Annotated in this window: 23 protein-coding genes; 21 read left to right on the top strand and 2 right to left on the bottom strand. The window is 63.0% G+C overall.

The features are described 5' to 3' along the window. Positions 1-114 precede the first annotated feature (114 nt). From AC1RNN_RS08760 to AC1RNN_RS08745, 4 genes are all read left to right on the top strand, one after another. Positions 115-1,725 carry a Re/Si-specific NAD(P)(+) transhydrogenase subunit alpha gene (locus AC1RNN_RS08760; RefSeq protein ID WP_493090937.1) on the top strand — a complete coding sequence of 537 codons (1,611 nt, stop codon included), beginning with the start codon at positions 115-117 and terminating at the stop codon, positions 1,723-1,725. 20 nt (positions 1,726-1,745) lie between these two features. Further along, complete coding sequence (gene pntB / locus AC1RNN_RS08755) at positions 1,746-3,158, top strand: Re/Si-specific NAD(P)(+) transhydrogenase subunit beta (protein ID WP_493090938.1); 1,413 nt, start codon at positions 1,746-1,748, stop codon at positions 3,156-3,158. Between the two features lie 101 nt (positions 3,159-3,259). Further along, the gene (locus AC1RNN_RS08750; protein WP_493090939.1) at positions 3,260-4,933 is read left to right on the top strand and encodes a long-chain-fatty-acid--CoA ligase; all 1,674 of its coding nucleotides are present in this window, start codon (positions 3,260-3,262) and stop codon (positions 4,931-4,933) included. Between the two features lie 73 nt (positions 4,934-5,006). Beyond that, positions 5,007-5,762, top strand: coding sequence for a 5'-methylthioadenosine/adenosylhomocysteine nucleosidase (locus AC1RNN_RS08745; RefSeq protein ID WP_493090940.1), 756 nt, complete (start codon positions 5,007-5,009; stop codon positions 5,760-5,762). 46 nt (positions 5,763-5,808) lie between these two features. On the opposite strand, the gene corA is transcribed toward AC1RNN_RS08745, so the two are convergent. Further along, positions 5,809-6,798: a magnesium/cobalt transporter CorA gene (corA, locus tag AC1RNN_RS08740; protein WP_493090941.1), complete on the bottom strand. Its 990-nt coding sequence runs from the start codon at positions 6,796-6,798 to the stop codon at positions 5,809-5,811. Positions 6,799-7,000: 202 nt separating this feature from the next. Between corA and AC1RNN_RS08735 the strand changes: the two genes are divergently transcribed. The 4 genes from AC1RNN_RS08735 to hprK all read left to right on the top strand — a co-directional run bounded on the left by AC1RNN_RS08735 (position 7,001) and on the right by hprK (position 10,270). Beyond that, positions 7,001-8,236, top strand: coding sequence for an MFS transporter (locus AC1RNN_RS08735; protein WP_493090942.1), 1,236 nt, complete (start codon positions 7,001-7,003; stop codon positions 8,234-8,236). A 185-nt stretch (positions 8,237-8,421) separates the two neighbouring features. After that, a complete protein-coding gene (gene hpf, locus AC1RNN_RS08730) occupies positions 8,422-8,751 on the top strand; it encodes a ribosome hibernation-promoting factor, HPF/YfiA family (RefSeq protein ID WP_493091073.1) in 330 nt (109 codons plus the stop codon). A 79-nt stretch (positions 8,752-8,830) separates the two neighbouring features. Then, the gene (locus AC1RNN_RS08725) at positions 8,831-9,298 is read left to right on the top strand and encodes a PTS sugar transporter subunit IIA (protein WP_493090944.1); all 468 of its coding nucleotides are present in this window, start codon (positions 8,831-8,833) and stop codon (positions 9,296-9,298) included. 21 nt (positions 9,299-9,319) lie between these two features. Then, the gene (gene hprK / locus AC1RNN_RS08720) at positions 9,320-10,270 is read left to right on the top strand and encodes an HPr(Ser) kinase/phosphatase (protein ID WP_493090945.1); all 951 of its coding nucleotides are present in this window, start codon (positions 9,320-9,322) and stop codon (positions 10,268-10,270) included. A gap of 65 nt (positions 10,271-10,335) precedes the next feature. Here the strand turns inward: hprK and fur are convergent, their stop codons facing one another. Then, positions 10,336-10,758 carry a ferric iron uptake transcriptional regulator gene (gene fur, locus AC1RNN_RS08715; RefSeq protein ID WP_493090946.1) on the bottom strand — a complete coding sequence of 141 codons (423 nt, stop codon included), beginning with the start codon at positions 10,756-10,758 and terminating at the stop codon, positions 10,336-10,338. 82 nt (positions 10,759-10,840) lie between these two features. Here fur and AC1RNN_RS08710 point away from each other — a divergent pair, with 82 nt between their 5' ends. From AC1RNN_RS08710 to AC1RNN_RS08650, 13 genes are all read left to right on the top strand, one after another. Further along, entirely contained in the window at positions 10,841-11,395 is a 555-nt protein-coding gene (locus AC1RNN_RS08710; protein WP_493090947.1) for an outer membrane protein assembly factor BamE, read from the top strand. A gap of 22 nt (positions 11,396-11,417) precedes the next feature. Next, positions 11,418-12,221 carry a 4-hydroxy-tetrahydrodipicolinate reductase gene (gene dapB, locus AC1RNN_RS08705; RefSeq protein WP_493090948.1) on the top strand — a complete coding sequence of 268 codons (804 nt, stop codon included), beginning with the start codon at positions 11,418-11,420 and terminating at the stop codon, positions 12,219-12,221. After that, on the top strand, positions 12,218-12,859 hold the full coding sequence (locus AC1RNN_RS08700) for a MotA/TolQ/ExbB proton channel family protein (protein WP_493090949.1): 642 nt from the start codon (positions 12,218-12,220) through the stop codon (positions 12,857-12,859). Before dapB ends, AC1RNN_RS08700 begins: the two co-directional genes overlap by 4 nt. Then, positions 12,856-13,293 carry an ExbD/TolR family protein gene (locus AC1RNN_RS08695; protein ID WP_493090951.1) on the top strand — a complete coding sequence of 146 codons (438 nt, stop codon included), beginning with the start codon at positions 12,856-12,858 and terminating at the stop codon, positions 13,291-13,293. Before AC1RNN_RS08700 ends, AC1RNN_RS08695 begins: the two co-directional genes overlap by 4 nt. A gap of 81 nt (positions 13,294-13,374) precedes the next feature. Beyond that, on the top strand, positions 13,375-16,095 hold the full coding sequence (gene leuS / locus AC1RNN_RS08690) for a leucine--tRNA ligase (RefSeq protein WP_493090953.1): 2,721 nt from the start codon (positions 13,375-13,377) through the stop codon (positions 16,093-16,095). A 7-nt stretch (positions 16,096-16,102) separates the two neighbouring features. After that, the gene (locus tag AC1RNN_RS08685) at positions 16,103-16,597 is read left to right on the top strand and encodes an LPS-assembly lipoprotein LptE (protein ID WP_493090956.1); all 495 of its coding nucleotides are present in this window, start codon (positions 16,103-16,105) and stop codon (positions 16,595-16,597) included. A gap of 2 nt (positions 16,598-16,599) precedes the next feature. Further along, a complete protein-coding gene (locus AC1RNN_RS08680) occupies positions 16,600-17,079 on the top strand; it encodes an Lrp/AsnC family transcriptional regulator (protein WP_493090958.1) in 480 nt (159 codons plus the stop codon). 151 nt (positions 17,080-17,230) lie between these two features. Then, positions 17,231-18,283 (top strand): ornithine cyclodeaminase, encoded by a 1,053-nt coding sequence (ocd, locus tag AC1RNN_RS08675; RefSeq protein ID WP_493090959.1) that lies wholly within the window; start codon positions 17,231-17,233, stop codon positions 18,281-18,283. Continuing rightward, on the top strand, positions 18,280-19,188 hold the full coding sequence (locus AC1RNN_RS08670; RefSeq protein ID WP_493090960.1) for an arginase: 909 nt from the start codon (positions 18,280-18,282) through the stop codon (positions 19,186-19,188). Before ocd ends, AC1RNN_RS08670 begins: the two co-directional genes overlap by 4 nt. Before the next feature lie 33 nt (positions 19,189-19,221). After that, positions 19,222-20,304, top strand: a complete 1,083-nt coding sequence (holA, locus tag AC1RNN_RS08665) for a DNA polymerase III subunit delta (RefSeq protein ID WP_493090962.1) — start codon at positions 19,222-19,224, stop codon at positions 20,302-20,304. A gap of 24 nt (positions 20,305-20,328) precedes the next feature. Continuing rightward, complete coding sequence (locus tag AC1RNN_RS08660; RefSeq protein ID WP_493090964.1) at positions 20,329-20,883, top strand: hypothetical protein; 555 nt, start codon at positions 20,329-20,331, stop codon at positions 20,881-20,883. Positions 20,884-20,984: 101 nt separating this feature from the next. Next, on the top strand, positions 20,985-22,844 hold the full coding sequence (gene ilvD / locus AC1RNN_RS08655) for a dihydroxy-acid dehydratase (RefSeq protein ID WP_493090966.1): 1,860 nt from the start codon (positions 20,985-20,987) through the stop codon (positions 22,842-22,844). A gap of 11 nt (positions 22,845-22,855) precedes the next feature. After that, a complete protein-coding gene (locus tag AC1RNN_RS08650) occupies positions 22,856-24,178 on the top strand; it encodes a glutamate-5-semialdehyde dehydrogenase (protein WP_493090967.1) in 1,323 nt (440 codons plus the stop codon). Positions 24,179-24,257: the final 79 nt, after the last annotated feature.

Here is a 24,257-nt window from a genome sequence, read left to right as displayed (position 1 = left end):
CGGGCGTTTGCAGAGGGAAATTCAGTTAAAGTTCCCGCCCAGTACCTTTCGCGAACCTTACCGCCGCGAAGCACGCCCTTGGGCCATGACCCATCCAATTAGAGGAGCCGTTTCATGCAGACCAGTGTCCCCACTGAAAAAGGACAGCGTATTGGCGTTCCCCGGGAAATCTTCCCGGGTGAAAAACGTGTGGCCACGGTGCCCGAGGTGGTGGAGAAGCTGATCAAGCTGGGTTTCCAGGTCAGCATCGAATCCGGTGCGGGTGCTCTCGCAAACTGCGACGACGACAGCTACCGCGCCGCAGGTGCGCAAGTGGTGGCCACTGCCGCCGAACTCTGGGCCCAGTCGGACATCGTCTTCAAGGTGCGTGGCCCGTCGGCCGAGGAAGTAGGGCTGTTGCGCGAAGGCGGCACCCTGATCAGCTTCATCTGGCCCGCCCAAAACCCCGAACTTCTGCAACAACTGGCGGCCAAGAAGGCCACCGTGCTGGCAATCGACGCCCTGCCGCGTACCCTGAGCCGCGCCCAGAAGATGGACGCGCTGACTTCCATGGCCGGCGTCAGCGGCTACCGTGCTGTGGTTGAGGCAGCGAATGCTTTTGGCCGCTTCTTCAACGGCCAGATCACGGCTGCGGGCAAGGTGCCACCGGCCAAGGTCTTCATCGCCGGCGCCGGTGTGGCCGGCCTGGCTGCTATCGGTACCGCAGCCAGCCTGGGCGCCATCGTGCGCGCCAATGACACGCGCGCTGAAGTGGCCGACCAGGTCACCTCGCTGGGTGGCGAATTCGTCAAGGTGGACTACGAGGAAGAAGGCGGTGGTGGCGGCGGTTATGCCAAGGTCATGTCCGAGGGCTTCCAGGCCGCACAGCGCGCCATGTACGCGCAGCAGGCCAAGGAAGTGGACATCATCATCACCACCGCGCTGATCCCCGGCAAGCCCGCGCCCAAGCTCATTACGGCCGAAATGGTGCGCTCCATGAAGCCCGGCAGCGTGATCGTGGACATGGCGGCCGAGCAGGGCGGCAACTGCGAGCTGACCGAACCCGGCCAGGCCGTGGTCAAGCACGGCGTGACCATCGTGGGCTACACCGACCTGGCCTCGCGCCTAGCCAAGCAGTCGTCCACGCTGTACGCCACCAACCTGTTCCGCCTGAGCGAAGAGCTGTGCAAGACCAAGGACGGTATCGCCAACGTCAATATGGAAGACGACGCCATCCGCGGCCTCACGGTGGTGAAGGAGGGCAACATCAGCTGGCCGCCCCCGGCTCTCAAGCAGGCTCCGGCGCCCGCGCCCAAGCCCGCCGCAGCACCTGCGGCCGAGAAGAAGGGCGGCCACGGCCATGGCAGCAGCGCACCGCTGCCGGCCAAGACCTTGGCGATCATCTTTGCCGTCGCCGCACTGGCCTTCTGGTTCATCGGTGCTTACGCACCCGCGGCCTTCCTGGGCCACTTCACGGTCTTTGTGCTGGCCTGCTTCATCGGCTACATGGTGGTCTGGAATGTGACGCCTGCGCTGCACACGCCGCTGATGAGCGTGACCAATGCCATCTCCAGCATCATCGCCATCGGCGCGCTGGTGCAGATTGCGCCGCCGGAGGCCGGTGTGGCCGGTCGCCCGGATGAGCTGATTCGCTGGCTGGCCTTTGCCGGCATCGTGCTGACGGCGGTCAACATGTTCGGTGGTTTTGCTGTGACCCGCCGCATGCTCGCCATGTTCCGCAAATAAGAACAAAAGGAAAGACGACCATGTCCCAAAGTCTCGCAACCGTGGCGTATCTGGGCGCCGCCATTCTCTTCATCCTCAGCCTGGGTGGCCTGTCCAACCCCGAAACTTCGCGCCGCGGCAACCTGTTCGGCATGGTTGGCATGGCGCTGGCCGTGCTGGCGACCATCTTCGGTCCCCGCGTCGGCCCTTCCGGCATTGCCTGGATCGTGATCGCGCTGCTTATCGGCGGGGGCGTGGGCCTCTACGCTGCCAAGGTGGTGAAGATGACCCAGATGCCCGAGCTCGTTGCGCTCATGCACAGCCTGGTCGGTCTGGCGGCCTGCCTGGTGGGCTTTGCCAGCTACGTGGACACCTCCATCCAGTTTCAGGGCGCGGAAAAGCTCATCCACGAGGTGGAGATCTACATCGGCATCCTGATTGGCGCCGTCACCTTCTCGGGCTCGCTGATCGCCTTTGGCAAGCTCAACGGCAAGATTGGCGGCAAGCCCCTGCTGCTGCCCGCACGCCACTGGCTCAACCTGGCCGGTCTGCTGGTTGTGATCTGGTTCGGTCGTGCCTTCATCCATGCACCTACCGTGGCCGAAGGCATGACGCCGCTGATCGTCATGACGGTGATCGCCCTGCTGTTTGGCGTGCATATGGTCATGGCCATTGGTGGAGCCGACATGCCGGTGGTGGTGTCCATGCTCAACAGCTATTCTGGCTGGGCCGCTGCGGCGACGGGCTTCATGCTGAGTAACGATCTGCTGATCGTGACTGGTGCGCTGGTGGGCTCTTCCGGCGCCATCCTGTCCTACATCATGTGCAGCGCGATGAACCGCAATTTCATCAGCGTGATTGCCGGTGGCTTTGGCTCTGGCGCGGGTACCCCGGCCAAGTCTGGAGAAGCTGCCCAGCCCCAGGGCGAGGTGACCCCAGTCAGCGCCGCCGAGACGGCCGAACTGCTGCGCGATGCCAAGAGCGTCATCATCGTCCCCGGCTACGGCATGGCTGTGGCTCAGGCCCAGCACACGGTCAACGAGATCACGAAGACCCTGCGCGACAAGGGTGTCACCGTGCGTTTCGGCATCCACCCCGTGGCCGGGCGCATGCCTGGTCACATGAACGTGCTGCTGGCCGAGGCCAAGGTGCCCTACGACATCGTGATGGAGATGGACGAGATCAACGAGGACTTCCCCGACACCGACGTGGCCATGGTCATTGGTGCCAACGACATCGTGAACCCGGCTGCGCAGGATGACCCCACCAGCCCCATCGCCGGTATGCCGGTGCTGGAGGTCTGGAAGGCGAAGACATCTATCGTCATGAAGCGCTCCATGGCCTCTGGCTATGCGGGCGTGGACAACCCACTGTTCTACAAGGACAACAACCGCATGCTGTTTGGCGATGCCAAGAAGATGCTCGACGAAGTGCTGGGGGCGCTGAAGGCCTGAGCCTTGTGCGGAAATACTAGGGAAAGCACACGCCCGCGCCGGGCCCCCGATGGCGAAAATACCCGATTGGGTTCCAAAAAATAAAGGACGGAGACAAGGACATGACAGATCGCATTTGGCTGGGCAGCTACCCCAAGGGCGTGCCCGCGGACATCGATACCGCGCAGTACTCCTCGCTGGTGGGCCTCATGGAAGAAAGCTTCCAGAAAAACGCCAACCGCGTGGCCTACAACTTCATGGGCAAGGACGTCACTTACGCCCAGACCGACAGCCTGAGCCAGGCCTTTGCCGCCTACCTGCAGGGCCTGGGCTTGGTCAAGGGTGACCGCGTGGCCATCATGATGCCCAATGTGCCCCAGTACCCGGTGGCCGTGGCCGGCATCCTGCGCGCCGGTCTGGTGGTCGTCAACGTCAACCCGCTCTATACCCCGCGCGAACTCGAGCACCAGCTCAAGGACTCCGGCGCCAAGGCCATCGTCATCATCGAGAACTTCGCCACCACGCTGGAGAAGTGCATTGCTGCCACACCCGTCAAGAACGTGGTGCTGTGCGCCATGGGCGACCAGCTGGGCCTGCTCAAGGGGGCGCTGGTCAATTACGTGGTGCGCAACGTCAAGAAGATGGTGCCGGCCTACAACCTGCCCGGCGCCGTGCGTTTCAATGCTGCCATCGCAACCGGCACCAAGGCGCCGTTCAAGAAGCCCGAAACCAAGGCTGACGATGTGGCCGTGCTGCAGTACACGGGTGGCACCACCGGCGTTTCCAAGGGCGCGGTGCTGTTGCACCGCAACGTAATTGCCAACGCCCTGCAGGCCGAGGCTTGGTACGGCCCCGCCATGGCCAAGGTTCCGTCAGGTGTGCAACCCACCTCGGTGTGCGCCTTGCCGCTGTACCACATCTTCGCGTTCACTGTGGGGATGATGCTGTCCATGCGCACGGGCGGCAAGCTCATCCTGATCCCCAACCCGCGCGACATTCCCGGCGTGCTGAAGGAGCTGTCCAAGCACACCATCCACAGCTTCCCGGCCGTCAATACCCTGTTCAACGGCCTGGCGAACCACCCCGACTTCAACACGGTGGACTGGAGCCATCTGAAGGTGTCGGTCGGTGGGGGCACCGCAGTCCAGAGTGCGGTGGCCAAGCTGTGGTTCGAGAAAACCGGTTGCCCGATTTGCGAGGGCTATGGCCTGAGCGAAACCTCGCCCATCGCGAGTTGCAACCCCATCACCTCCAACGAATACACGGGCACTATCGGCGTGCCGGTATCCGGCACTTACATGAAGCTGCTCGACGACGACGGCAATGAAGTGCCCCCCGGACAGAGCGGCGAGATCGCCATCAAGGGCCCGCAGGTGATGGCCGGCTACTGGCAACGTCCTGATGAAACCGCCAAGGTCATGACCTCGGATGGCTACTTCAAGTCCGGCGACATTGGCGTGGTCGATGAGAAGGGCTTCTTCAAGATCGTGGACCGCAAGAAGGACATGATCCTGGTCAGCGGCTTCAATGTGTTCCCCACGGAACTCGAAGACGTGGTGGCGCAGATGCCCGGCGTCATGGAATGCGCCTGCGTGGGTGTGGCGGATGCCAAGTCCGGCGAGGCCGTGAAGCTGGTCATTGTGAAGAAGGACCCCAACCTCAGCGAAGAGGATGTGCGCAACTTCTGCAAGGAAAACTTGACCGGCTACAAGCAGCCCAAGGTGGTGGAGTTCCGCACCGAGCTGCCCAAGACGCCCGTGGGCAAGATCCTGCGCCGCGAGTTGCGGGACAAGTGAAGCCATCCTCACCAATATGGTGGCGTGCTGCCCATGGTAGAAAAGCGGTCTTCGGACCGCTTTTTTTATCCCCATGAGTTCTGCCACCGCCCCCATCGCCATCCTCAGTGCCCTGCCGGAAGAGCAGGCCGGTTTGCTGGAGCAAATGGTGTCACCAGAGCAGTTGCGGCATGCCGGGCGCAGCTTTTGGCGCGGTGGGCTGTGGGGCCAATCCGTGGTGCTGGCCCTGTCCGGTATTGGCAAGGTGGCCGCCGCCACGACGACCACCGCGCTGATCGCCCATTGCGGCGTGGGCCGCGTGGTGTTCACCGGGGTGGCTGGCGGTGTGGGCCCGGGGGTGCGGGTTGGGGATGTGGTCGTGGGCAGCAGCTATGTGCAGCACGACATGGATGCATCGCCCCTGTTTCCTCGCTACGAGATTCCGCTGTATGGCCGCGCGCAGTTTCCGGGGGATGCTGCGTTGTGCGCCAGCTTGGAGCTGGCTGCGCAGGAGGCGCTTGCCGGCTTTCAGCCCCAGGGCCGTGCGCCCGCAGTGCACCGTGGCCTGATTGCCAGTGGTGACCGGTTTGTGAACGGCGCCACCGAAGTCGCAGCGCTGGTACAGGGCTTGCAGGTCGCCGGATACCCGCCACTGGCCGTGGAAATGGAGGGGGCCGCAGTGGCCCAGGTCTGCGCCGACTACGGCCTGCCCTTTGCCGCCGTTCGGACCATTTCCGACCGGGCGGATGACGAGGCGCACCTGGATTTCAGCAGCTTCGTCCGCGATGTGGCCAGCGTGTACACATGCCGCATCGTGGAGCGTTGGCTTCAATCACTATCAAAACAGTAGCTGCTCGCGCAGATTCCACGAAATCTGGATACCAATTTGGCTTGAATTAGCGCAGCCAGCCGCGCTTGTAGAAGTACCACATGGGCACCAGCGCACTCGCAATCATCATGGTCACGGTGTAGGGGTAGCTCCATCCACCCAGGATCTCCAGCTCGGGGAACTTCAGGTTCATGCCGTAGACACTGGCCACCAGGGTAGGCGGCAGCAGGGCCACGCTGGCCACCGAGAAGATCTTGATGATCTTGTTCTGGTTGATGTTGATGAAACCAACCGTGGCGTCCATCAGGAAGTTGATCTTGTCAAACAGGAAGGCCGTGTGCGAGTCCAGCGAGTCGATGTCGCGCAAAATCTGGCGCGCCTCTTCAAACTGCTCGGCGTTGAGCATCTTGCTGCGCATCATGAAGCTCACGGCACGGCGCGTGTCCATCACGTTGCGACGGATGCGGCCACTCAAGTCTTCGTGACGCGCGATCGCGCCCAGCGCTTCGCCGGCAATCGCGTCGGTCACATTGCCCGACAGCACTTTCTTGCTGACTTTCTCCAGCTCGTCGTAAATGCCTTCGAGCGTATCTGCCGAGTATTCGGCGTCGGCGTCGAACAGCTTGAGCAGCACTTCCTTGGCGTCCTCAATCAGGCCCGGTGCCCGGCGCGCACGCATGCGCAGCAGGCGGAATACGGGCACATCCTCGTCGTGGATGGAGAAGAGTACGCCCTTGCTCTTGAGGTGGTCGTTGACCAGATTCAGGATAAAGGCGGCACGCACTGTTCGCGGCTCATCATCGTCGGCGACCAGAAAGTCGCTGCGGATGTGCACATCGCCATTGTCTTCGGCGTAAAAGCGCGCGGATTCCTCGATGTCCTCGTCCATCGCGTCTTCCGGGATGGACAGGCCGTAGTACTGTTTGACCCAGCGCTTTTCTTCTGGCGTGGGGGACTCCAGGTCCACCCAGATGGGCTGGAACTTGGAAAGCTCTTCCAGCGACTCGATTTCTTCCTGAAACAGTCGGCCGTTGGCGAGCGTAAAGATATTGAGCATGGCTCACTCCCGAGGTGGTGTTGTCTGCGGTGTGGGGTTGGGTGCTTTCAACCCCGAGGCAGAGCCGGGAGTCGAAAGCTACCGACTAGGGTAGGTTTCCAAGGAGCGATCTCCAGTTGTGATGACCGGCAAATTATCGCACCGCACACGCGGTGTTAGAGTGCTTCGCCTACTTCCCCACCCATTTCTTTACCGTTCCTTTATGAACACTGCGCTTTCGCCCCGCCGCGAACTGTGGCTATTGATCACCCTGGCCGGGATTCAGTTCACCAACATCCTGGATTTCATGATCATGATGCCGCTGGGGCCTGCGTTGACCACGTTGTTCCAGATCAGCGACGCCCAGTTCGGCATGCTGGTCTCGGCCTACACTCTAGCGGCGGGCGCCTCAGGTCTGGCGGCCTCCACCTACATCGACCGTTTTGACCGCAAGCGCCTGCTGCTCACGCTGTACGGCCTGTTTGCGCTCTCCACGCTGGCTTGCGGCTTGGCGCCCACCTACGGTAGCCTCATGGCCGCGCGCATTGCGGCTGGCATCTTCGGGGGCGTGCTCTCGGCCCTGGGCCAGACCATCGTGGGCGACGTGATTCCCTTCGAGCGCCGCGGCCGTGCCATGGGCATTATCATGACCTCGTTTTCGCTGTCCACGGTGGCGGGTGTACCTCTGGGGCTGTTCCTGGCTGCCAAGTTTGGCTGGCATCTGCCCTTTATCCTGATCTCGGTACTCAGCCTGCTCTTCATGGTGTTTGCCCAGCTCTCGCTGCCCCCGTTGCGCGAGCATCTGGCGGTGCAGGCCCATGCCTCGTCCTGGGAGCGTATCCGCGATGCGGTGGCGGACCGCAACCACCAGCGCGCCTTTGTCTTCTCGGCCCTGTTGATGTTCACAGGCTTCACCGTGATCCCCTACATCACCATCTATATGCAGACCAACGTCGGCATGCATGCCGAGCAGATCCCGCTGATCTACCTCTGCGGCGGCGTGGCCACCCTGCTGTCGGCCCGTGTGGTGGGGCGCCTGGCGGATAGCTGGGGCAAGTACAAGACCTTCCGGGTGATGGCCCTGTTCGTGCTCGTGCCCATGGTCATCACCACCCAGCTGGGGCCTGTGACCACAGCTTGGGGCATGGGCTGGGTTTTGCTGATCACCACCCTGTTTTTTGTTTTCATGAGTGGCCGCATGATTCCGGGCATGGCCATGCTGACTTCGGCGGCCAGCCCGGCTGTGCGTGGCACCTTCATGACCCTCAATTCCGCCGTTCAGTCTGCGGCCATGGGCGTTGCGGCATTAGTGGGTGGTTACATCATCAGTCGTGACGCGGGCGGCATGGTCCAGCACTATGGCTGGGCGGCCGTGGTCGGTGGCATCGCCAGCCTGTTTGCCATCGTGGTGGGTGCACGCCTGAATCTGCATGCAGGGCCGCCGCCGGCCCCCAAGTGAGTGCCCACCAGAGAGTCCCTGCATGTTGCATTGCATTACAAAAACCGATTGCAATCACCTCCAAACGGGCGCATAGTCATTCGCAAGACGACCGCAAATAGGGTTTAGAAATTCGGATATGAAGTGTGAGCGCCAACCACCATGTGGAAGGCTTTTTCAACCCTGAGAGCAACTGGAGGCTATTTATGAATTTGACGATCAGCGGTCATCACCTTGAAGTTACCCCCGCTCTGCGCACCTATGTCACGACCAAGCTCGATCGCATCATGCGCCACTTTGATCAAGTGGTAGACGTCAAGGTACTACTCACCGTTGAGAAGCAAAAGGAAAAGGAGCGACGGCAGCGCGCCGAATGCAACATTCACGTCAAGGGCAGTGACATGTTTGCAGAAAGCGCTCACCAAGACCTCTACGCTGCCGTGGATGAGCTGGTCGACAAGCTGGATCGCCAAGTCGTCCGTCACAAGGACCGTCTGCAAAACCACCATCACGAAGCGCCCAAGCGTTTGATGTAAATCCGGAACGCTAGGGACTGCCACCCAAAAACCGCCCTTTCACGGGCGGTTTTTTTGTGTGCATAATTCGCTCCACACCATGAACCGACTCGCGTCCATCCTCTCCGCTTCGCAAGTGCTTGCGCAAGTCGATGTCACCAGCAAAAAGCGCGCTTTTGAAGAAGCGGGCCTCCTGTTCGAGAACCTGCACGGTCTCAGCCGGGCCTTGGTGACGGACAGTCTGTTCTCCCGCGAGCGCCTGGGCTCCACCGGTCTGGGTCATGGCGTGGCCATCCCGCACGGTCGCATCAAGGGTCTCAAATCCCCCATGGCAGCCGTGTTCCAGCTGGCGCAGCCCATTGGCTTCGACGCGCCGGACGACATTCCGGTGAGCCTGCTGATCTTCCTGCTGGTGCCTGAGGCGGCAACGCAGAAGCATCTGGAAATCCTGTCTGAAATTGCCGAGTTGCTCAGTGACGCAACGCTGCGTGAGCAACTGACGGTTTGCACCGATTCGCTGCAATTGCATGGCCTCATTGCCGGTTGGCAATCGGCCCGCGCGGCCTGATTTTTCTGAGCGAGCCGCGCAGTGAAGCCCACCGCGGTCAGCGCTGACGCCCTTTTTGAAGAGTTTCGTGCCTATCTCCGTTGGGAGTGGGTCGCCGGTTTGGGCGCTTCCGAGCGCCGCTTTGACGAGGTTGCCATCAGTGCGGCGCGTTCCGGCGCTGACCTCGTCGGCTACCTCAACTACATCCACCCCTACCGCGTTCAGATTCTGGGTGAGCGTGAAATCACTTACATCACCAATGCCACGCCGGAAGATTGTGCGCGCCGCATCTCCCGGATCGTGACCCTGGAGCCGCCGGTGCTAGTCCTGGCGGATGGGCAAGCGGCCCCGCAGGCGCTGCTCTCCATGTGCGAGCGTGCGCAGATTCCGATGTTCGCGACCAAGGAGTCCTCGGCCTTTGTGATCGATGTGCTGCGGGCTTACCTGTCCAAACACTTTGCCGAGCGCATGTCCATGCATGGCGTGTTCATGGACATTCTCGGCCTGGGCGTGCTCATTACCGGCGAGTCTGGCCTGGGCAAGAGCGAACTGGGTCTGGAACTGATCTCGCGCGGCAACGGCTTGGTGGCCGACGATGCGGTCGATCTCTACCGCATCAACCAGACCACCATCGAGGGGCGCTGCCCCGAGTTGCTGCAAAACCTGCTGGAGGTGCGCGGCATCGGGCTGCTCGATATCCGTGGCATCTTTGGTGAAACCGCTGTGCGCCGCAAGATGCGCCTCAAGCTCATCGTGCACCTGGTGCGCCGCGAGACCCTGGAGCGTGAGTACGAACGCATTCCGTATGAGCCGCTAACCCAGGATGTGCTGGGCATTCCCGTGCGCAAGGTGGTGATTCAGGTGGTCGCCGGCCGCAATATCGCCGTGCTGGTGGAGGCTGCGGTGCGCAACACCATTCTGCAGCTGCGCGGCATCGACACCTACCAGGAGTTCGTCGAGCGCCACCGTAAGGCCATGCTCCAGGGCGGCTGAGGGTTTTAGTGATCGGAAACTTCCCCTGGCCGATTCAGCGCAGGGGGTGAATGTTCCGGACAGTCTCAGTGCTGGCTCTTGGCGCAATTGGCGCACAGGCCGTAGAGCGACATTGCATGTTCCTGCAAAAGCCAGCCTTTGCTCTTGGCGATGGCTTTCTGGAGATTCTCAATCTTGTCGTCGAAAAATTCCTCGACCGTGCCACACTGGGTGCAGACGAAGTGGTCGTGGTGCTGGCCTTCGTTGAGCTCATAGACCGCCTTGCCGCCTTCGAAGTGGCTGCGGTTCAGGATGCCGGCCTGTTCGAATTGGGTCAGCACGCGGTACACCGTGGCCAAGCCCACATCCGAGCGTTCCTGCAGCAGGACACGAAACACGTCTTCGGCCGTCATGTGGCGCTGGGTACCGCGCTGGAATACTTCCAGGATCTTCAGGCGTGGGACCGTGGCTTTGAGGCCCGTATTCTTCAGTTCGTTGATGTTGCTCATGGCGTTTTCCCGGCGCGGGCGCAAATCGGGCTGGCACAGGCCAGCCGCTACAATCGGCCGATCATATCGTCACTGACTTTTCATGCCTAACACCCTGCTGCGCGGTTCCCGTTTTTCCTTGGGTCTTTTGGCCTTGCTGGCCCTCACAGCGTGCAGCACACTCAAGGGTACGGGCGATGCAGTGACGACAGCGGTGCAGCCCTACAAAATCGATATCGTTCAGGGCAATGTGGTGACGCGCGAGCAGCTCGCCGTCTTGCGTCCCGGCATGCCGCGCGCCATGGTGCAGGATGTGCTGGGCTCCTCCCTGCTGGCAAGCGTGTTCCACGCCAACCGTTGGGACTATGTGTTTACCCTCAAGCGCCAGGGCGCCGAGCCGCAGTCGCGTCGCGTGACCGTCTTCTTCAACAATGACCTGCTTGATCGGGTTGAAGCGGATGAACTGCCCAGCGAGTCGGAATTCGTCGCCACCCTGCGCTCCAACCCCGTCAAGGGCCCTTTGCCGGCCCTGACCGCGCCGGACGACAAACTGCAGAAGTTTCCTGCTCCGGCAAGGGGGGGGGATGTGACACCGGCACCTGGCACTGCCCCGGCCAATCCGGTGGCCTATCCACCGCTTGAACCTGCGGCGCAATAAGTTTTTCAGACAGGACAGGGACATGACCCATACGATTGCCATCGCTGGCGCCTCCGGCCGCATGGGCCAGATGTTGATTGAGGCCGTGCGTGCGGCCGATGATTGCCGCTTGGGTGGCGCGCTGGACCGCGCAGGCAGCCCCAGCCTGGGCCAGGATGCGGGCGCCTTTGCAGGCCAGCCCACGGGCGTGCTCATCACCTCCGATCTGCGCCAGGGCCTGCAAGGTAGCCAGGTGCTGATTGACTTCACGCGCCCTGAAGGCACGCTGGAGCATCTCAAGGTCTGTCGTGAACTGGGCGTGGCCGCCGTCATCGGTACCACCGGCTTTACCGAGGCGCAAAAGGCGGAGATTGCCGAGGCCGCCAAGCACATCGCCATCGTCATGGCGCCCAATATGAGTGTGGGCGTGAACGTCACGCTCAAGCTGCTGCAGATGGCGGCCAAGGCCATGGCTACGGGCTATGACATCGAGATCATCGAGGCGCACCATCGCCACAAGGTCGACGCTCCCTCGGGCACCGCGCTGAAGATGGGTGAAGTGATCGCCGAGGCCTTGGGTCGGGACCTGAAAGATTGCGCCGTGTATGCCCGCGAAGGCGTCACCGGCGAGCGCGATCCCTCCAGCATCGGCTTTGCCACCATCCGTGGCGGCGATATCGTGGGCGACCACACGGTGCTTTTCGCCGGTACCGGCGAGCGCATCGAAGTCACCCACAAGTCGTCCAGCCGTGTGACGTATGCGCAGGGCAGTCTGCGGGCCGCACGCTTTCTGGCAGGCCGCAGCGCAGGCCTGTTTGACATGTTCGACGTGCTCAATCTGAAATGATGCCGGCCCATCTGTTTCAGGGCGATACGGTCAGCACCACGGTGTCAGTGGTGTTGCTGGGCATGTCGATCTGCAGCTGGGTGGTAATTCTCTGGAAGGGCTGGCTGCTGCAGCGCGCGGCGCGCGATGTCGCCCGCTGCACTGCGGCCTTCTGGCAGGCACCGAATTGGGAACAAGGGCGCGATACCGTGCGTGCGTTGGATCGCGAGTCCCTCGTCAGCCCGCTGATTGAGTCAACCGCAGGGGCCCTCCCCGGAACGCTGGGAGCCAGCGGTGACCGCTCCCAGCAGCTGACCCGTGTGCTGCGCGATGCTCTGCATGCCATCCTGCGGCAGTTGCAGGCTGGGCAGGTCTTGTTGGCCACTGTGGGTTCCACGGCGCCTTTCGTGGGTCTGCTGGGCACGGTCTGGGGGATTTACCACGCGTTGATGGGCATCGCCGGGGCAGGGCAGGTCAGCATCGACAAGATCTCCGGCCCCGTGGGTGAGGCGCTGATCATGACCGCAGCGGGCCTCGCGGTCGCCATTCCCGCTGTGCTGGGCTACAACATCCTGGGTCGACTGATTGCCCGGATTGAAGCGGACCTGGAAGGTTTTGCGCGCGATCTGCGTGAGCTTTTACTGACATCTCAGGCATGAGTTTCGGCCGTCTGGAGCGCACGCCCGGCGCACAACCCATGAGCGACATCAACATGACGCCGCTGATTGACGTCATGCTGGTGCTGTTGGTGATTTTCATCATCACGGCGCCCCTGATGGTCAGCGCAGTGAAGGTGGATCTGCCCAAGACGGAAGGTGCCCAGGCTGCAGACGGGTCCCAGTTTGTATCGCTGGCGCTGGATACATCGGGGCAAGCCTATCTGGCAGACCAGCCGATTACATTGCCGGCGCTGGCCCAGGCACTGCAGAAAACCGCGGCCCAGAACCCGCAGACCGAGGTGCAACTGCGCGCCGACGCCACTGTGCCCTACGGCAAGGTGGTGGAGCTGATGGGACTTGCCCATGCGGCGGGCCTGAGCCGTATCGGCTTTGTGGCTCAGCCCGAGGCGCCAGCTGCCGCGGCCACTCCCTAGCCCTTCTGCCGTCCGCGCTGGCGCAGCGCCTAAAATCCTTCCAAGCCTTTTCCACTGGCAGCCCGGCGCTGCCCCTTCCCCATGCAAGACAAGTATCAGCACCTCGACGTAGAAAAATCGGCCCAGGACCATTGGGCCCAACCTCTGTGGAACGGTCAGAACGCCTACCGCGTGACCGAAGACACGAGCAAGAAGAAGTTCTACGCCTGCTCCATGCTGCCCTATCCCAGCGGCAAACTGCACATGGGCCACGTGCGTAACTACACCATCAACGACATGCTCACGCGCCAGTTGCGCATGCAGGGCTACAACGTCTTGATGCCCATGGGCTGGGATGCGTTTGGCCTGCCTGCCGAAAATGCGGCGCTGAAGAACAAGGTGCCTCCCGCGAAGTGGACCTACGAGAACATCGCCTACATGAAGAGCCAGATGCAGTCCATGGGCTTGGCGATCGACTGGAGTCGTGAAGTCGCCACCTGTGACCCTGAGTACTACAAGTGGAACCAGTGGCTGTTTTTGAAGATGCTGGAAAAGGGCATTGCCTACCGCAAGACCCAGGTGGTGAATTGGGACCCAGTGGACCAGACGGTGTTGGCCAACGAGCAGGTCATTGACGGCAAGGGCTGGCGCACCGGTGCCGTGGTGGAGAAACGTGAAATCCCCGGCTACTACCTCAAGATCACCGACTACGCGCAAGAACTGCTCGACCATGTGCAGATGGGCAACGAGAAGGCCACGCTGAACGGCTGGCCCGACCGCGTGCGCCTCATGCAGGAAAACTGGATCGGCAAGAGTGAAGGCGTGCGCTTTGCCTTCCCGCACGACATCAAGGACGCCAGCGGCGCGCTGATCGGCGAAGGCCGCATGTACGTGTTCACCACGCGTGCCGACACCATCATGGGTGTGACCTTCTGCGCGGTGGCGCCTGAGCATCCCTTGGCCGCCCATGCGGCGGCCGGCAACCCCGCTCTGGCCACCTTCATTGAAGAATGCAAGACCGGAGGAACTACCGAAGCCGAGCTGGCCACGCAAGAGAAAAAGGGCCAGCCCACAGGCCTGTTCGTCACGCACCCGCTGACGGGTGCGCAAGTGCCGGTCTGGGTCGGCAACTATGTGCTCATGGGATACGGCGATGGCGCTGTGATGGGTGTGCCTGCACATGATGAGCGTGACTTTGCGTTTGCGCTCAAGTACGGCATCGAGATTAAGCAGGTGGTGGCCGTGGAAGGCGAGACCTTCTCGACCACCGTATGGGCCGACTGGTACGGCGACAAGCAACGCGGCGTGACCGTGAACTCTGGCAAATACGACGGCCTAGCCTACAAGGCGGCCGTGGACGCCGTGGCAGTCGACCTGGCGGCCAAGGGCTTGGGCGAGAAAAAGACAACCTGGCGTCTGCGTGACTGGGGCGTGAGCCGCCAGCGCTACTGGGGTACGCCTATCCCCATCATCCATTGCGAAGAGCACGGTGCTGTGCCGGTGCCCGAGAAGGATTTGCCGGTTGTGCTGCCGCAGGACTGCGTGCCGGACGGTTCGGGCAACCCGCTGCACAAGCACGAAGGCTTCCACGCCGGCGTGGTCTGCCCCGTCTGCGGCAAGGCCGCGCGTCGTGAGACCGACACCATGGATACTTTTGTGGATTCGTCCTGGTACTTCATGCGCTATTGCGATCCGAAGAACCCGGACGCCATGGTGGCCGGTGGCGCGGACTACTGGATGCCGATGGATCAATACATCGGCGGTATCGAACACGCCATCCTGCACTTGCTGTACGCCCGCTTCTGGACCAAGGTAATGCGCGACCTGGGTCTGGTGAAAGTGGACGAGCCCTTCACCAAGCTGCTGACGCAGGGCATGGTGCTCAACCACATCTACAGCCGCCGCACCGCCAAGGGCGGCAAGGAATACTTCTGGCCGCATGATGTGGAGCATGTGCTCGACGAAGCGGGCAAGGTGGTGGGCGCCAAGCTGAAGAACGCGGTGGACAGCGCCGACGGCAAGCTGCCCGTGGGCACTGCCATCGACTACGAGGGCGTGGGCACCATGTCCAAGTCCAAGAACAACGGTGTGGACCCGCAAGAACTGATCGCCAAGTACGGCGCCGACACCGCGCGCCTGTACACCATGTTCACTGCGCCGCCCGAAGCCACACTGGAGTGGAATGATGCCGCCGTCGAAGGCAGCTACCGCTTCCTCAAGCGCGTCTGGAACTTTGGCTACAAACTGTCTGCTATGGATTCCGTAGCTGCTCGCGCAAGCGTGGCAGGGGCTGGGAGCCTGAAAGACGTTGAATTCGGCAAGGAAGCCAAGGCCCTGCGTCTGGAGATGCACACCGTGCTTAAGCAGGTGGAATTTGACTACCAGCGCATGCAGTACAACACCGTGGTCTCCGGCACCATGAAGATGATCAACGCGCTGGAGGGCTTCAAGGCCCTGGACAGCGCCGGTGCCCAGGTGGCGCTGATCGAAGGCTTTGGCATCCTGCTGCGCTGCTTGTACCCGGCCACGCCGCACCTGACGCACGCGCTGTGGTCCGGCTTGGGCTATGCGGGCGCGCTGGGGGATCTGCTGGACGCGCCCTGGCCCCAGGTTGACCCCTCGGCCCTGGTGCAGGACGAGATCGAGCTGGTGCTGCAGGTCAACGGCAAGCTGCGCGGTGCGGTGCGCGTGCCTGCGGGCGCGGACAAGGCGGCTATCGAAGCCGCTGCCCTGGCCAGCGAAGCCTTCCTGGCCCACGCCGCTGGCGCAACGGCCAAGAAGGTCATCGTGGTGCCCGGCCGTCTGGTCAACGTGGTGGTCTGATCCGGTGATGCAGCGCCGCTCCTTGTTGACCCTGCCCGTGATGGCGCTGCTGGCCAGCTGCGGCTTCAAGCTGCGCGGCCAGCAGACCTTTGCGTTCGAGACCATTGCGGTTACGCCCGAGCGCGGCGGCGCGGTGGCGTCCGAGCTTGCGCGCTATCTGGGTGGCATCGTCCGTCCGCTGGTGCCGCCAGCCGGTGGCCAGCCGCCCCAGGTGGTCGTGGACATCCTGCAGGAGCTGCGCGAGAAGACCGTGGTGGGGGTCAATACTTCGGGCCAGGTGCGTGAGTTCCAACTGCGCATCCGCGTCAGGTTCCGCATGCGCACGCCGCAGGGGCGCGACCTGATCGACGAGACCGAAATCATTCAGCAGCGCGACATCAGCTTCAACGAATCCGCTGTGCTGGCCAAGGAGGCCGAAGAGGTGCTGCTGTACCGCGACATGCAATCCGACATCGTGCAGCAGTTGTTGCGCCGCATTGCCGCGGTCAAAACCCTGGACTGAGCATGGCACTGGATCGCGTGGACCAAACCCTGTTGGAGCTGCTGCAACGTGACGGGCGCATGAGCGCGCAGGCGCTGTCCGAAGAGGTGAACCTCTCTGCCCGCGCCACGCTCAATCGCATCCGCAAGCTCGAAGAAGACGGCCTGATCGCCGGCTACCGCGCGCTGCTGGCTCGCAAGGCGCTGGGCGAGCATGTGTCGGTGTTTGCCGAGATTGCGCTCAAGGACCAGCGCCAAGCTACGGTGCAGCGCTTTGAAGCCACCATGGTGGCTTGCCCTGAGGTGATTGCCTGCCATCTGGTGAGCGGCCGCTACGACTATCTGGTGCGTCTGGCCTGCCGCGACCTGGCCCATTACCGCGACCTCACCAACACCTGGATCGACGATGTCGGTCTGGGCATCGACAAGGTAGTGACCAGCACCGAGCTGCAAACGGTCAAAGAATTCGCAGGCTTTCCGCTGATGGTGCGCGACGAAGACTGATTCCGAAACGGAATCGTCAAGCTGCCAGTTCAGCGCTTTGCGCGCTTTGCCTGCATTGCTTCGGCGCTTACAGCGCCCACCTCCTGCCTAAACTTCTCCTATGCCGGTACTGCGGATTCCGCACAAACTCCGGCAGTCTGAGGAGAAGAACATGACCCGTTATATCGACGTGCACGACATGCAGGCGCTGGTGCGCCAACACGGCCTGGCCCCCATGATGTCCGAGATGGCCCAGACCATCCGCGAAGACTTCCTGCGTTGGGAAGACTTTGACAAATCCCCACGCACCGCAAACCACAGCCGGGACGGCGTGATCGAACTCATGCCTGTGTCCGACAACGCGCTCTACGCCTTCAAGTACGTCAACGGCCACCCCAAGAACCCGCTGCAAGGGCTGTCCACCGTCATGGCCTTTGGCGTGCTGGCCGATGTGGCCACCGGCTACCCCGAGCTGCTCAGCGAGCTGACCATCACCACCGCCCTGCGCACGGCAGCCACCTCCGCCATGGCGGCCAAGGTGCTGGCCCGGCCGGAGAGCAAGACCATGGCCCTGATCGGCAATGGCTCGCAGAGCGAATTCCAGGCGATTGCCTTCATGACCCAGCTGGGCATCACCACCCTACGTGTGTTCGACGTGGACCCCAAGGCCACCGACAAGCTGGTGGCCAACCTGCGGCCTTACACCGAGGCTGGCAGCCTGACCATCATCCGCTGCGCTTCCACACGTGAGGCTGTGCGTGGCGCCGACATCGTGACCACGGTGACCGCCGACAAGACCAACGCCACCATCCTGACGGCCGACATGATCGAGCCTGGCATGCACCTGAACGCCGTGGGCGGCGACTGCCCCGGCAAGACCGAGTTGCAGGCCGAGATCCTCAACCACGCCAAGGTGTTTGTGGAATTCGAACCGCAAACCCGCATCGAGGGTGAGCTGCAGCAGATGCCTACCGACTTTGTGGCGCATCCGCTGTGGCAGGTGCTGGCCGGTACGGCCGTGGGCCGTGACGACGCGGCCCAGGTCACGCTGTTTGACTCGGTCGGTTTTGCGCTGGAAGACCTGTCGGCCCTGCGCTATGTGCATGCCCTGTCGCAGAAGCTGGGTGTGGGCAGCACCGTGCAACTGGTGCCTGACCTGCCGGACCCCAAAGACCTGTTCGCCTGTGCCACGGCCGCACGTCCCGCGCTGCGCAAAGCCGCATGAGCACGTCCGTGTTGCATCTGGTGGGCGCCGCCGTGGGCGAGGGCGCCAGTGATGGCGGTTGCAAATGGGGCGCTGCTGTGCTGCGCGAGCACGGCATTGCCAATGCGCTGGCTGCCACGGGCCGTACCGTGACCTGGGGTGAAACTGTCACCGCCCAGCCCATGCATGCCACCAGCCGCCTGAACGCCATTGAGGGTTTCTCGGAGCGCCTGGCCGGCGCCGTGGCCCAGGTGCTGCGCCAGCACCAGCAGCCCCTGGTGCTGGGCGGTGACCATTCCTGCGCCGTAGGCACCTGGAGCGCCGTGGCCGACCACCTGCGCCCGCAGGGCGCGCTCGGCCTGATCTGGATCGACGCGCATCTGGATGCCCACACCCCCGACACCTCGGACAGCCAGGCGCCGCACGGCATGCCCGTGGCGGCGCTGCTGGGCCATGGCTCGGCGGGCATGACGGAGCTGTTTGGCTGGCGCCATAAGCTGCGTCCGGAGCATCTGGTCATCATCGGTGCGCGCAGTTACGAGCCGGCCGAAAAAGCGCTGCTGGACGGCTTGGGCGTGCGCGTGATGTTCATGCCCGAGGTCATGGAGCGTGGCTTTGCCGCCTGCTTCGCAGAAGCCCGCGAACGCGTGCAGACCGGTACGGCCGGTTGGGGCATCAGCTTCGATCTGGACGGCCTGGACCCGCGCGACGCGCCGGGCACCGGCACGCCGGTAGAGCAGGGCATACGCCTGGCCGACGCGCTGCAGGTGTTGGCCGGTTGCAGCCAGGATCCGCAGTTTGTGGCGCTGGAACTGACCGAATACAACCCGCTGCGTGACTTTGGCGGCCAAACCGCCCAGGCGGCGACGGAGTTGGTGTGCGCCATGCTGGCACCTGAAGCCAAGACGATGGGGCTGGCTGCCTGAGTTTTCGTGTCGGGGCCTTAAACTTGGGCCCCTATGCAACTCGCAGCGAATCAACTCCACAACCACCTGCAGCGCGGGCTCAAGAGCCTGTACACCCTGCACGGTGACGAGCCGCTGCTGCAGCAAGAGGCGCTGGATGCGATCCGCGCCAACGCCCGCGCGAACGGCTACACCGAGCGCACCTCGCACACCGTCGCCGGCGCGCACTTTGACTGGAGCGAGGTGTTGGCGGCCGGTGGCTCGCTGAGCCTGTTTGCCGACAAGCAGATTGTCGAAATCCGCATTCCCAGCGGCAAGCCCGGCAAGGACGGCAGTGTCGCGCTGCAGCAGCTCGCCGAAGGCGCGCAAGGCAACGACTCCACGCTCACCATCGTCATGCTGCCGCGTCTGGACAAGATGACCAAGTCCGGCGCCTGGTTTGGCGCGCTGGAAAGTTTTGGCGTGACCATCCAGGTGGACCCGGTGGAGCGCGGTGCGCTGCCGCAGTGGATTGCCCAGCGCTTGGGCGCCCAAGGCCAGCGCGTGGCGGCCGGGGAAGAGGGCCAGCGCACCTTGCAGTTTTTTGCCGACCGCGTGGAAGGCAATCTGCTGGCCGCACACCAGGAAATTCAGAAGCTGGGCCTGCTGTTCCCAGCCGACGTGAACGATGGCGTGCTGACCTTGGAGCAGGTGGAGAGCGCCGTGCTCAATGTGGCGCGCTACGACGTGTTCAAACTGTCCGAAGCCGTGCTGGCCGGCCAGGCCCAGCGCGTGCAGCGCATGCTCGACGGCCTGCAGGCCGAAGGCGAAGCAGAGGTGCTGGTGCACTACACGCTGGCCGAAGACATCCGTGCGCTCAAGCGCGTGAAAGACGCCATGGCCCAGGGCCGCCCCTTGCCCATGGCACTGCGTGAGAACCGCATCTGGGGCGTGAAGGAACGTTTGTTCGAGCGCGTGCTACCCAAGCTCTCTGAATCCAAACTGGCCGAGCTGCTGCAATCCGCCCATCTGGTGGACGGCATCGTCAAAGGCCTGAAGCAACCCGACTGGCCCACGACAGGCTGGCAGGCCCTGCACCGGCTGGCGCTGCAGCTCTGCGCTCTTTGCGGGGCTGGCGCCGCGCGGCCCGCGCGCTAGGCGGGTGCAGCTGCGGTTTCGGCCATGACGTCCTCTTCCCAGCGCCACGGTCCGCGCCACAACCAGATTTCCATACGCCTGCAGGGTTTGTGGGACGGCGTTTGGCAGTCCGTGGACGCGCAGCAATGGAATGACAGCGGATTTCTCTTCTTCCATGCGCAGGAACTGCAACCAGGGGCCGTGTCGTTCAAGCGCAGCTTGCAGCACTTTGAGTGCGAGTTGGTCTGGGCCAAGGCCTTGAACGACGAGGCCGTGGTGCTCGAAATGCTGCTCAACGGCGCCATCCAGGCCCAGTCGCAGAAACTGCAAGCGCAGCCCGAAACCCAGCAACGCTTGCTCAATCTCATGCGTGTGCAGGGCATGGTGGAGGCCAAGCACAAGGTCTTGTCCGCGCTGGGCGGGCAGCTGTCGCCCGATCAGTGGCAGGTACGCGTGCAGGAGCGCCTGCAAAAGCCGCTGTACCAATCCGGCGTGCGAGTCGACTCCCCGGTGTGGCGGGCTCTGGTGGACGAGGCCCTGCCGATGGAGGGCGTGGTGCGGGATCTGGAGCGTTGGTCGGGGACCCTGAAAGGGGCGTGATCCTCCACAAGCCCCTGTCCACCATGCGCCCGGCGGCAGTGGACGATAATCGAGGGCTGCGCAATAGCATCTGTGCTACCGCCCATTTCGAGGGTTTTCCCATGCCTGCCTACCGTTCCAAGACTTCCACTGCCGGCCGCAATATGGCTGGTGCCCGTTCGCTCTGGCGTGCCACCGGCATGAAGGACGACGATTTCAGCAAGCCCATCATCGCGGTGGTCAACTCCTTCACGCAGTTTGTGCCCGGCCACGTGCACCTGAAAGATCTGGGCCAGCTGGTGGCGCGCGAGATTGAGGCGGCAGGTGGCGTGGCCAAGGAATTCAACACCATTGCTGTGGACGACGGCATCGCCATGGGCCACGACGGCATGCTCTATTCGCTGCCCAGCCGCGACATCATTGCCGACAGCGTGGAATACATGGTCAACGCGCACTGCGCCGATGCCATGGTGTGCATCTCCAACTGCGACAAGATCACGCCCGGCATGCTGATGGCCGCGATGCGCCTGAACATCCCCGTGGTGTTTGTGTCCGGCGGCCCCATGGAGGCCGGTAAAGTCAAACTGCTCAACCCCACCACCCAGAAAATCGAGTTCAAGAAGCTGGACCTGATTGACGCCATGGTGATGGCCGCGGACGACAAGGTGAGTGACGCCGATGTGGCCGAGGTGGAGCGCTCTGCCTGCCCTACCTGCGGCAGCTGCTCCGGCATGTTCACCGCCAACTCGATGAACTGCCTGACCGAAGCGCTGGGCTTGTCCCTGCCCGGCAACGGAACGGTGGTGGCCACGCACGCGGACCGTGAAAAGCTGTTCAAGCGCGCAGGCAGTCTGGCTGTTGAGCTGTGCAAGCGCTACTACGAAGAGAACGACAGCAGCATCCTGCCGCGCTCCATGGGCTTCAAGGCGTTTGAGAACGCGATCGCGTTGGACATCGCGATGGGCGGCTCCACCAACACCATCCTGCATATTTTGGCGGTTGCGCAAGAGGCCGAAATCGACTTCACCATGGCCGACATCGATCGCATGTCCAAGATCGTGCCGCAGCTGTGCAAGGTCGCACCCAACACCAACAAGTACCACATTGAAGACGTGCACCGCGCTGGCGGCATCATGGGTATTCTGGGCGAGCTGGACCGAGCAGGCCGCCTGCACACCGATGTGCCCACCGTGCACAGCAAGACCATGAAGGATGCGCTGGACGCCTGGGACATCAAGCGCAATCCGTCCGAGGAGGTCAAGACCTTCTACATGGCCGGCCCCGGCGGGATTCCCACGCAAGTGGCGTTCAGCCAAGCGGCCCGCTGGCCGAGTCTGGATACCGATCGTGCCGAGGGCTGCATCCGCTCGTTTGACCATGCCTTCAGCAAAGAAGGTGGCTTGGCCGTGCTGGTCGGCAATATTGCCTTGAATGGTTGCGTGGTGAAGACCGCGGGCGTCGACGACAGCCTGTTGGTCTTTGAAGGCCCTGCCCACGTGGTGGAGTCGCAGGATGAGGCGGTGGCCAACATCTTGGCCGACAAGGTGGTGGCCGGTGACGTGGTCATCGTGCGCTACGAAGGCCCCAAGGGTGGCCCCGGCATGCAGGAAATGCTCTACCCCACCAGCTACATCAAGTCCAAGGGCCTGGGCAAGGCCTGTGCGCTGCTGACCGACGGACGCTTCTCGGGCGGCACCTCGGGCCTGTCCATCGGCCACGCTTCGCCCGAAGCCGCCGCCGGCGGTGCCATCGGCCTGGTGCGAAATGGTGACCGCATCCGCATCGACATCCCCAACCGCAGCATCAATGTGCTGGTGTCGGACGAAGAACTGGCCAAGCGCCGCGTGGAGCAGGACGCCAAGGGCTGGAAGCCTGCGCTGCCGCGTCCGCGCAAGGTGTCTGCAGCCCTCAAGGCCTACGCCAAGCTGGTGATGTCGGCTGACAAGGGCGCTGTGCGCGACCTGTCGCTGCTGGAAGACTGAAGCCCGCCGCCATGAACGCCATCAACGTGACCGAGTACGCCCAGTCCCTGGGTGCACAAGCCAAAGTGGCATCTGCCCGCATGGCCAGTGCGTCAGCAGCTACCAAAAACGTAGCGCTGCGGACGCTGGCGCGCCTGCTGCGCGAGAACATCGCGGCTCTGCAGGTGGACAACGCCAAGGACATTGAGCGTGCGATCGCCAACGGCCTGGCCGCACCCATGGTGGACCGGCTCAAGCTCACCCCCAAGGTGCTGGAAACCTGCGCCGAAGGCTGCGAGCAGCTGGCGGCGATGGCGGACGTGATTGGCGAAATCATTGGCATGAAGCAGCAGCCCAGCGGTATCCGCGTGGGCCAGATGCGCGTGCCGATTGGCGTGTTCGGCATGATTTTCGAGAGCCGGCCCAATGTGACGATCGAGGCGGCCAGCCTGTCGATCAAGAGCGGCAACACCTGCATTTTGCGTGGCGGTTCCGAAGCCATCGAATCCAACAAGGCGCTGGCCAAGCTGGTGCAGCAGGCCCTGCAGGAAGCCGGTCTGCCGGTGGACGCGGTGCAGCTGGTGCAGACGACTGACCGCGAGGTGGTGGGCCAGCTCATCGCCATGCCGCAGTTTGTCGACGTGATCATCCCGCGCGGTGGCAAGGGCTTGATCGAGCGCATCAGCCGCGAAGCCAAGGTGCCCGTCATCAAGCACCTGGACGGCAATTGCCATACTTATGTGGACGACCCCTGCGACATCGCCATGGCCGTCAAGGTGGCGGACAACGCCAAGACGCAGAAGTACAGCCCCTGCAATGCCAGTGAAGGCCTGCTGGTGGCGCGTGGTGCGGCGGCCGAGTTCCTGCCCCGCATTGCGGCCGTGTATGCCGCCAAGGGCGTGGAGATGCGTTGCGATGCGGAAGCGCTGGCGATCCTGAAGTCCAATCAGCCTCTAGCCCCCGTGGATAGTGCGCAAACAGCTCCTGATTTGGTAGCAAAACTGGTGCCTGCCTCCGAGCAGGACTGGTACGAGGAATACCTTGCGCCCATCATCAGCATCAAGGTGGTGGCTGGCGTGGACGAGGCGATTGCCCATATCAACCAGTACAGCAGCCACCACACCGACGCCATCCTGACGACCGACCATGTGCACGCCCAGAAATTCCTGCGCGAGGTGGATTCGGCCAGCGTGATGGTGAATGCCAGCACGCGCTTTGCCGACGGCTTCGAGTACGGCCTGGGCGCGGAGATCGGCATCAGCACCGACAAGTTCCATGCGCGCGGCCCCGTGGGTATCGAGGGGCTGACCTCGCTGAAGTACGTGGTGCTGGGTGAGGGCGAGATCCGGACCTGAAAAATACCGGGGACTAGAGGAAAACTTCCTTGTTAATCCGCCCGGGAGGGTGTACTTTCACTGTGGCTCGCTGAGCGCC

Source organism: Rhodoferax sp. GW822-FHT02D07, assembly GCF_058802405.1.
The sequence above is the reverse complement of the archived record's forward strand: the minus strand, read 5'-3'. Positions and strand labels throughout refer to the sequence as shown.

Excerpts from the sequence above, each read along its gene's own strand:
- AC1RNN_RS08760 (WP_493090937.1), top strand. The coding sequence starts at position 115 with ATGCAGACCAGTGTCCCCACTGAAAAAGGACAGCGTATTGGCGTTCCC.
- pntB (WP_493090938.1), top strand. The coding sequence starts at position 1,746 with ATGTCCCAAAGTCTCGCAACCGTGGCGTATCTGGGCGCCGCCATTCTC.
- AC1RNN_RS08750 (WP_493090939.1), top strand. The coding sequence starts at position 3,260 with ATGACAGATCGCATTTGGCTGGGCAGCTACCCCAAGGGCGTGCCCGCG.
- AC1RNN_RS08745 (WP_493090940.1), top strand. The coding sequence starts at position 5,007 with ATGAGTTCTGCCACCGCCCCCATCGCCATCCTCAGTGCCCTGCCGGAA.
- corA (WP_493090941.1), bottom strand. The coding sequence starts at position 6,798 with ATGCTCAATATCTTTACGCTCGCCAACGGCCGACTGTTTCAGGAAGAA.
- AC1RNN_RS08735 (WP_493090942.1), top strand. The coding sequence starts at position 7,001 with ATGAACACTGCGCTTTCGCCCCGCCGCGAACTGTGGCTATTGATCACC.
- hpf (WP_493091073.1), top strand. The coding sequence starts at position 8,422 with ATGAATTTGACGATCAGCGGTCATCACCTTGAAGTTACCCCCGCTCTG.
- AC1RNN_RS08725 (WP_493090944.1), top strand. The coding sequence starts at position 8,831 with ATGAACCGACTCGCGTCCATCCTCTCCGCTTCGCAAGTGCTTGCGCAA.
- fur (WP_493090946.1), bottom strand. The coding sequence starts at position 10,758 with ATGAGCAACATCAACGAACTGAAGAATACGGGCCTCAAAGCCACGGTC.
- AC1RNN_RS08710 (WP_493090947.1), top strand. The coding sequence starts at position 10,841 with ATGCCTAACACCCTGCTGCGCGGTTCCCGTTTTTCCTTGGGTCTTTTG.
- dapB (WP_493090948.1), top strand. The coding sequence starts at position 11,418 with ATGACCCATACGATTGCCATCGCTGGCGCCTCCGGCCGCATGGGCCAG.
- AC1RNN_RS08700 (WP_493090949.1), top strand. The coding sequence starts at position 12,218 with ATGATGCCGGCCCATCTGTTTCAGGGCGATACGGTCAGCACCACGGTG.
- AC1RNN_RS08695 (WP_493090951.1), top strand. The coding sequence starts at position 12,856 with ATGAGTTTCGGCCGTCTGGAGCGCACGCCCGGCGCACAACCCATGAGC.
- leuS (WP_493090953.1), top strand. The coding sequence starts at position 13,375 with ATGCAAGACAAGTATCAGCACCTCGACGTAGAAAAATCGGCCCAGGAC.
- AC1RNN_RS08685 (WP_493090956.1), top strand. The coding sequence starts at position 16,103 with ATGCAGCGCCGCTCCTTGTTGACCCTGCCCGTGATGGCGCTGCTGGCC.
- AC1RNN_RS08680 (WP_493090958.1), top strand. The coding sequence starts at position 16,600 with ATGGCACTGGATCGCGTGGACCAAACCCTGTTGGAGCTGCTGCAACGT.
- ocd (WP_493090959.1), top strand. The coding sequence starts at position 17,231 with ATGACCCGTTATATCGACGTGCACGACATGCAGGCGCTGGTGCGCCAA.
- AC1RNN_RS08670 (WP_493090960.1), top strand. The coding sequence starts at position 18,280 with ATGAGCACGTCCGTGTTGCATCTGGTGGGCGCCGCCGTGGGCGAGGGC.
- holA (WP_493090962.1), top strand. The coding sequence starts at position 19,222 with ATGCAACTCGCAGCGAATCAACTCCACAACCACCTGCAGCGCGGGCTC.
- AC1RNN_RS08660 (WP_493090964.1), top strand. The coding sequence starts at position 20,329 with ATGACGTCCTCTTCCCAGCGCCACGGTCCGCGCCACAACCAGATTTCC.
- ilvD (WP_493090966.1), top strand. The coding sequence starts at position 20,985 with ATGCCTGCCTACCGTTCCAAGACTTCCACTGCCGGCCGCAATATGGCT.
- AC1RNN_RS08650 (WP_493090967.1), top strand. The coding sequence starts at position 22,856 with ATGAACGCCATCAACGTGACCGAGTACGCCCAGTCCCTGGGTGCACAA.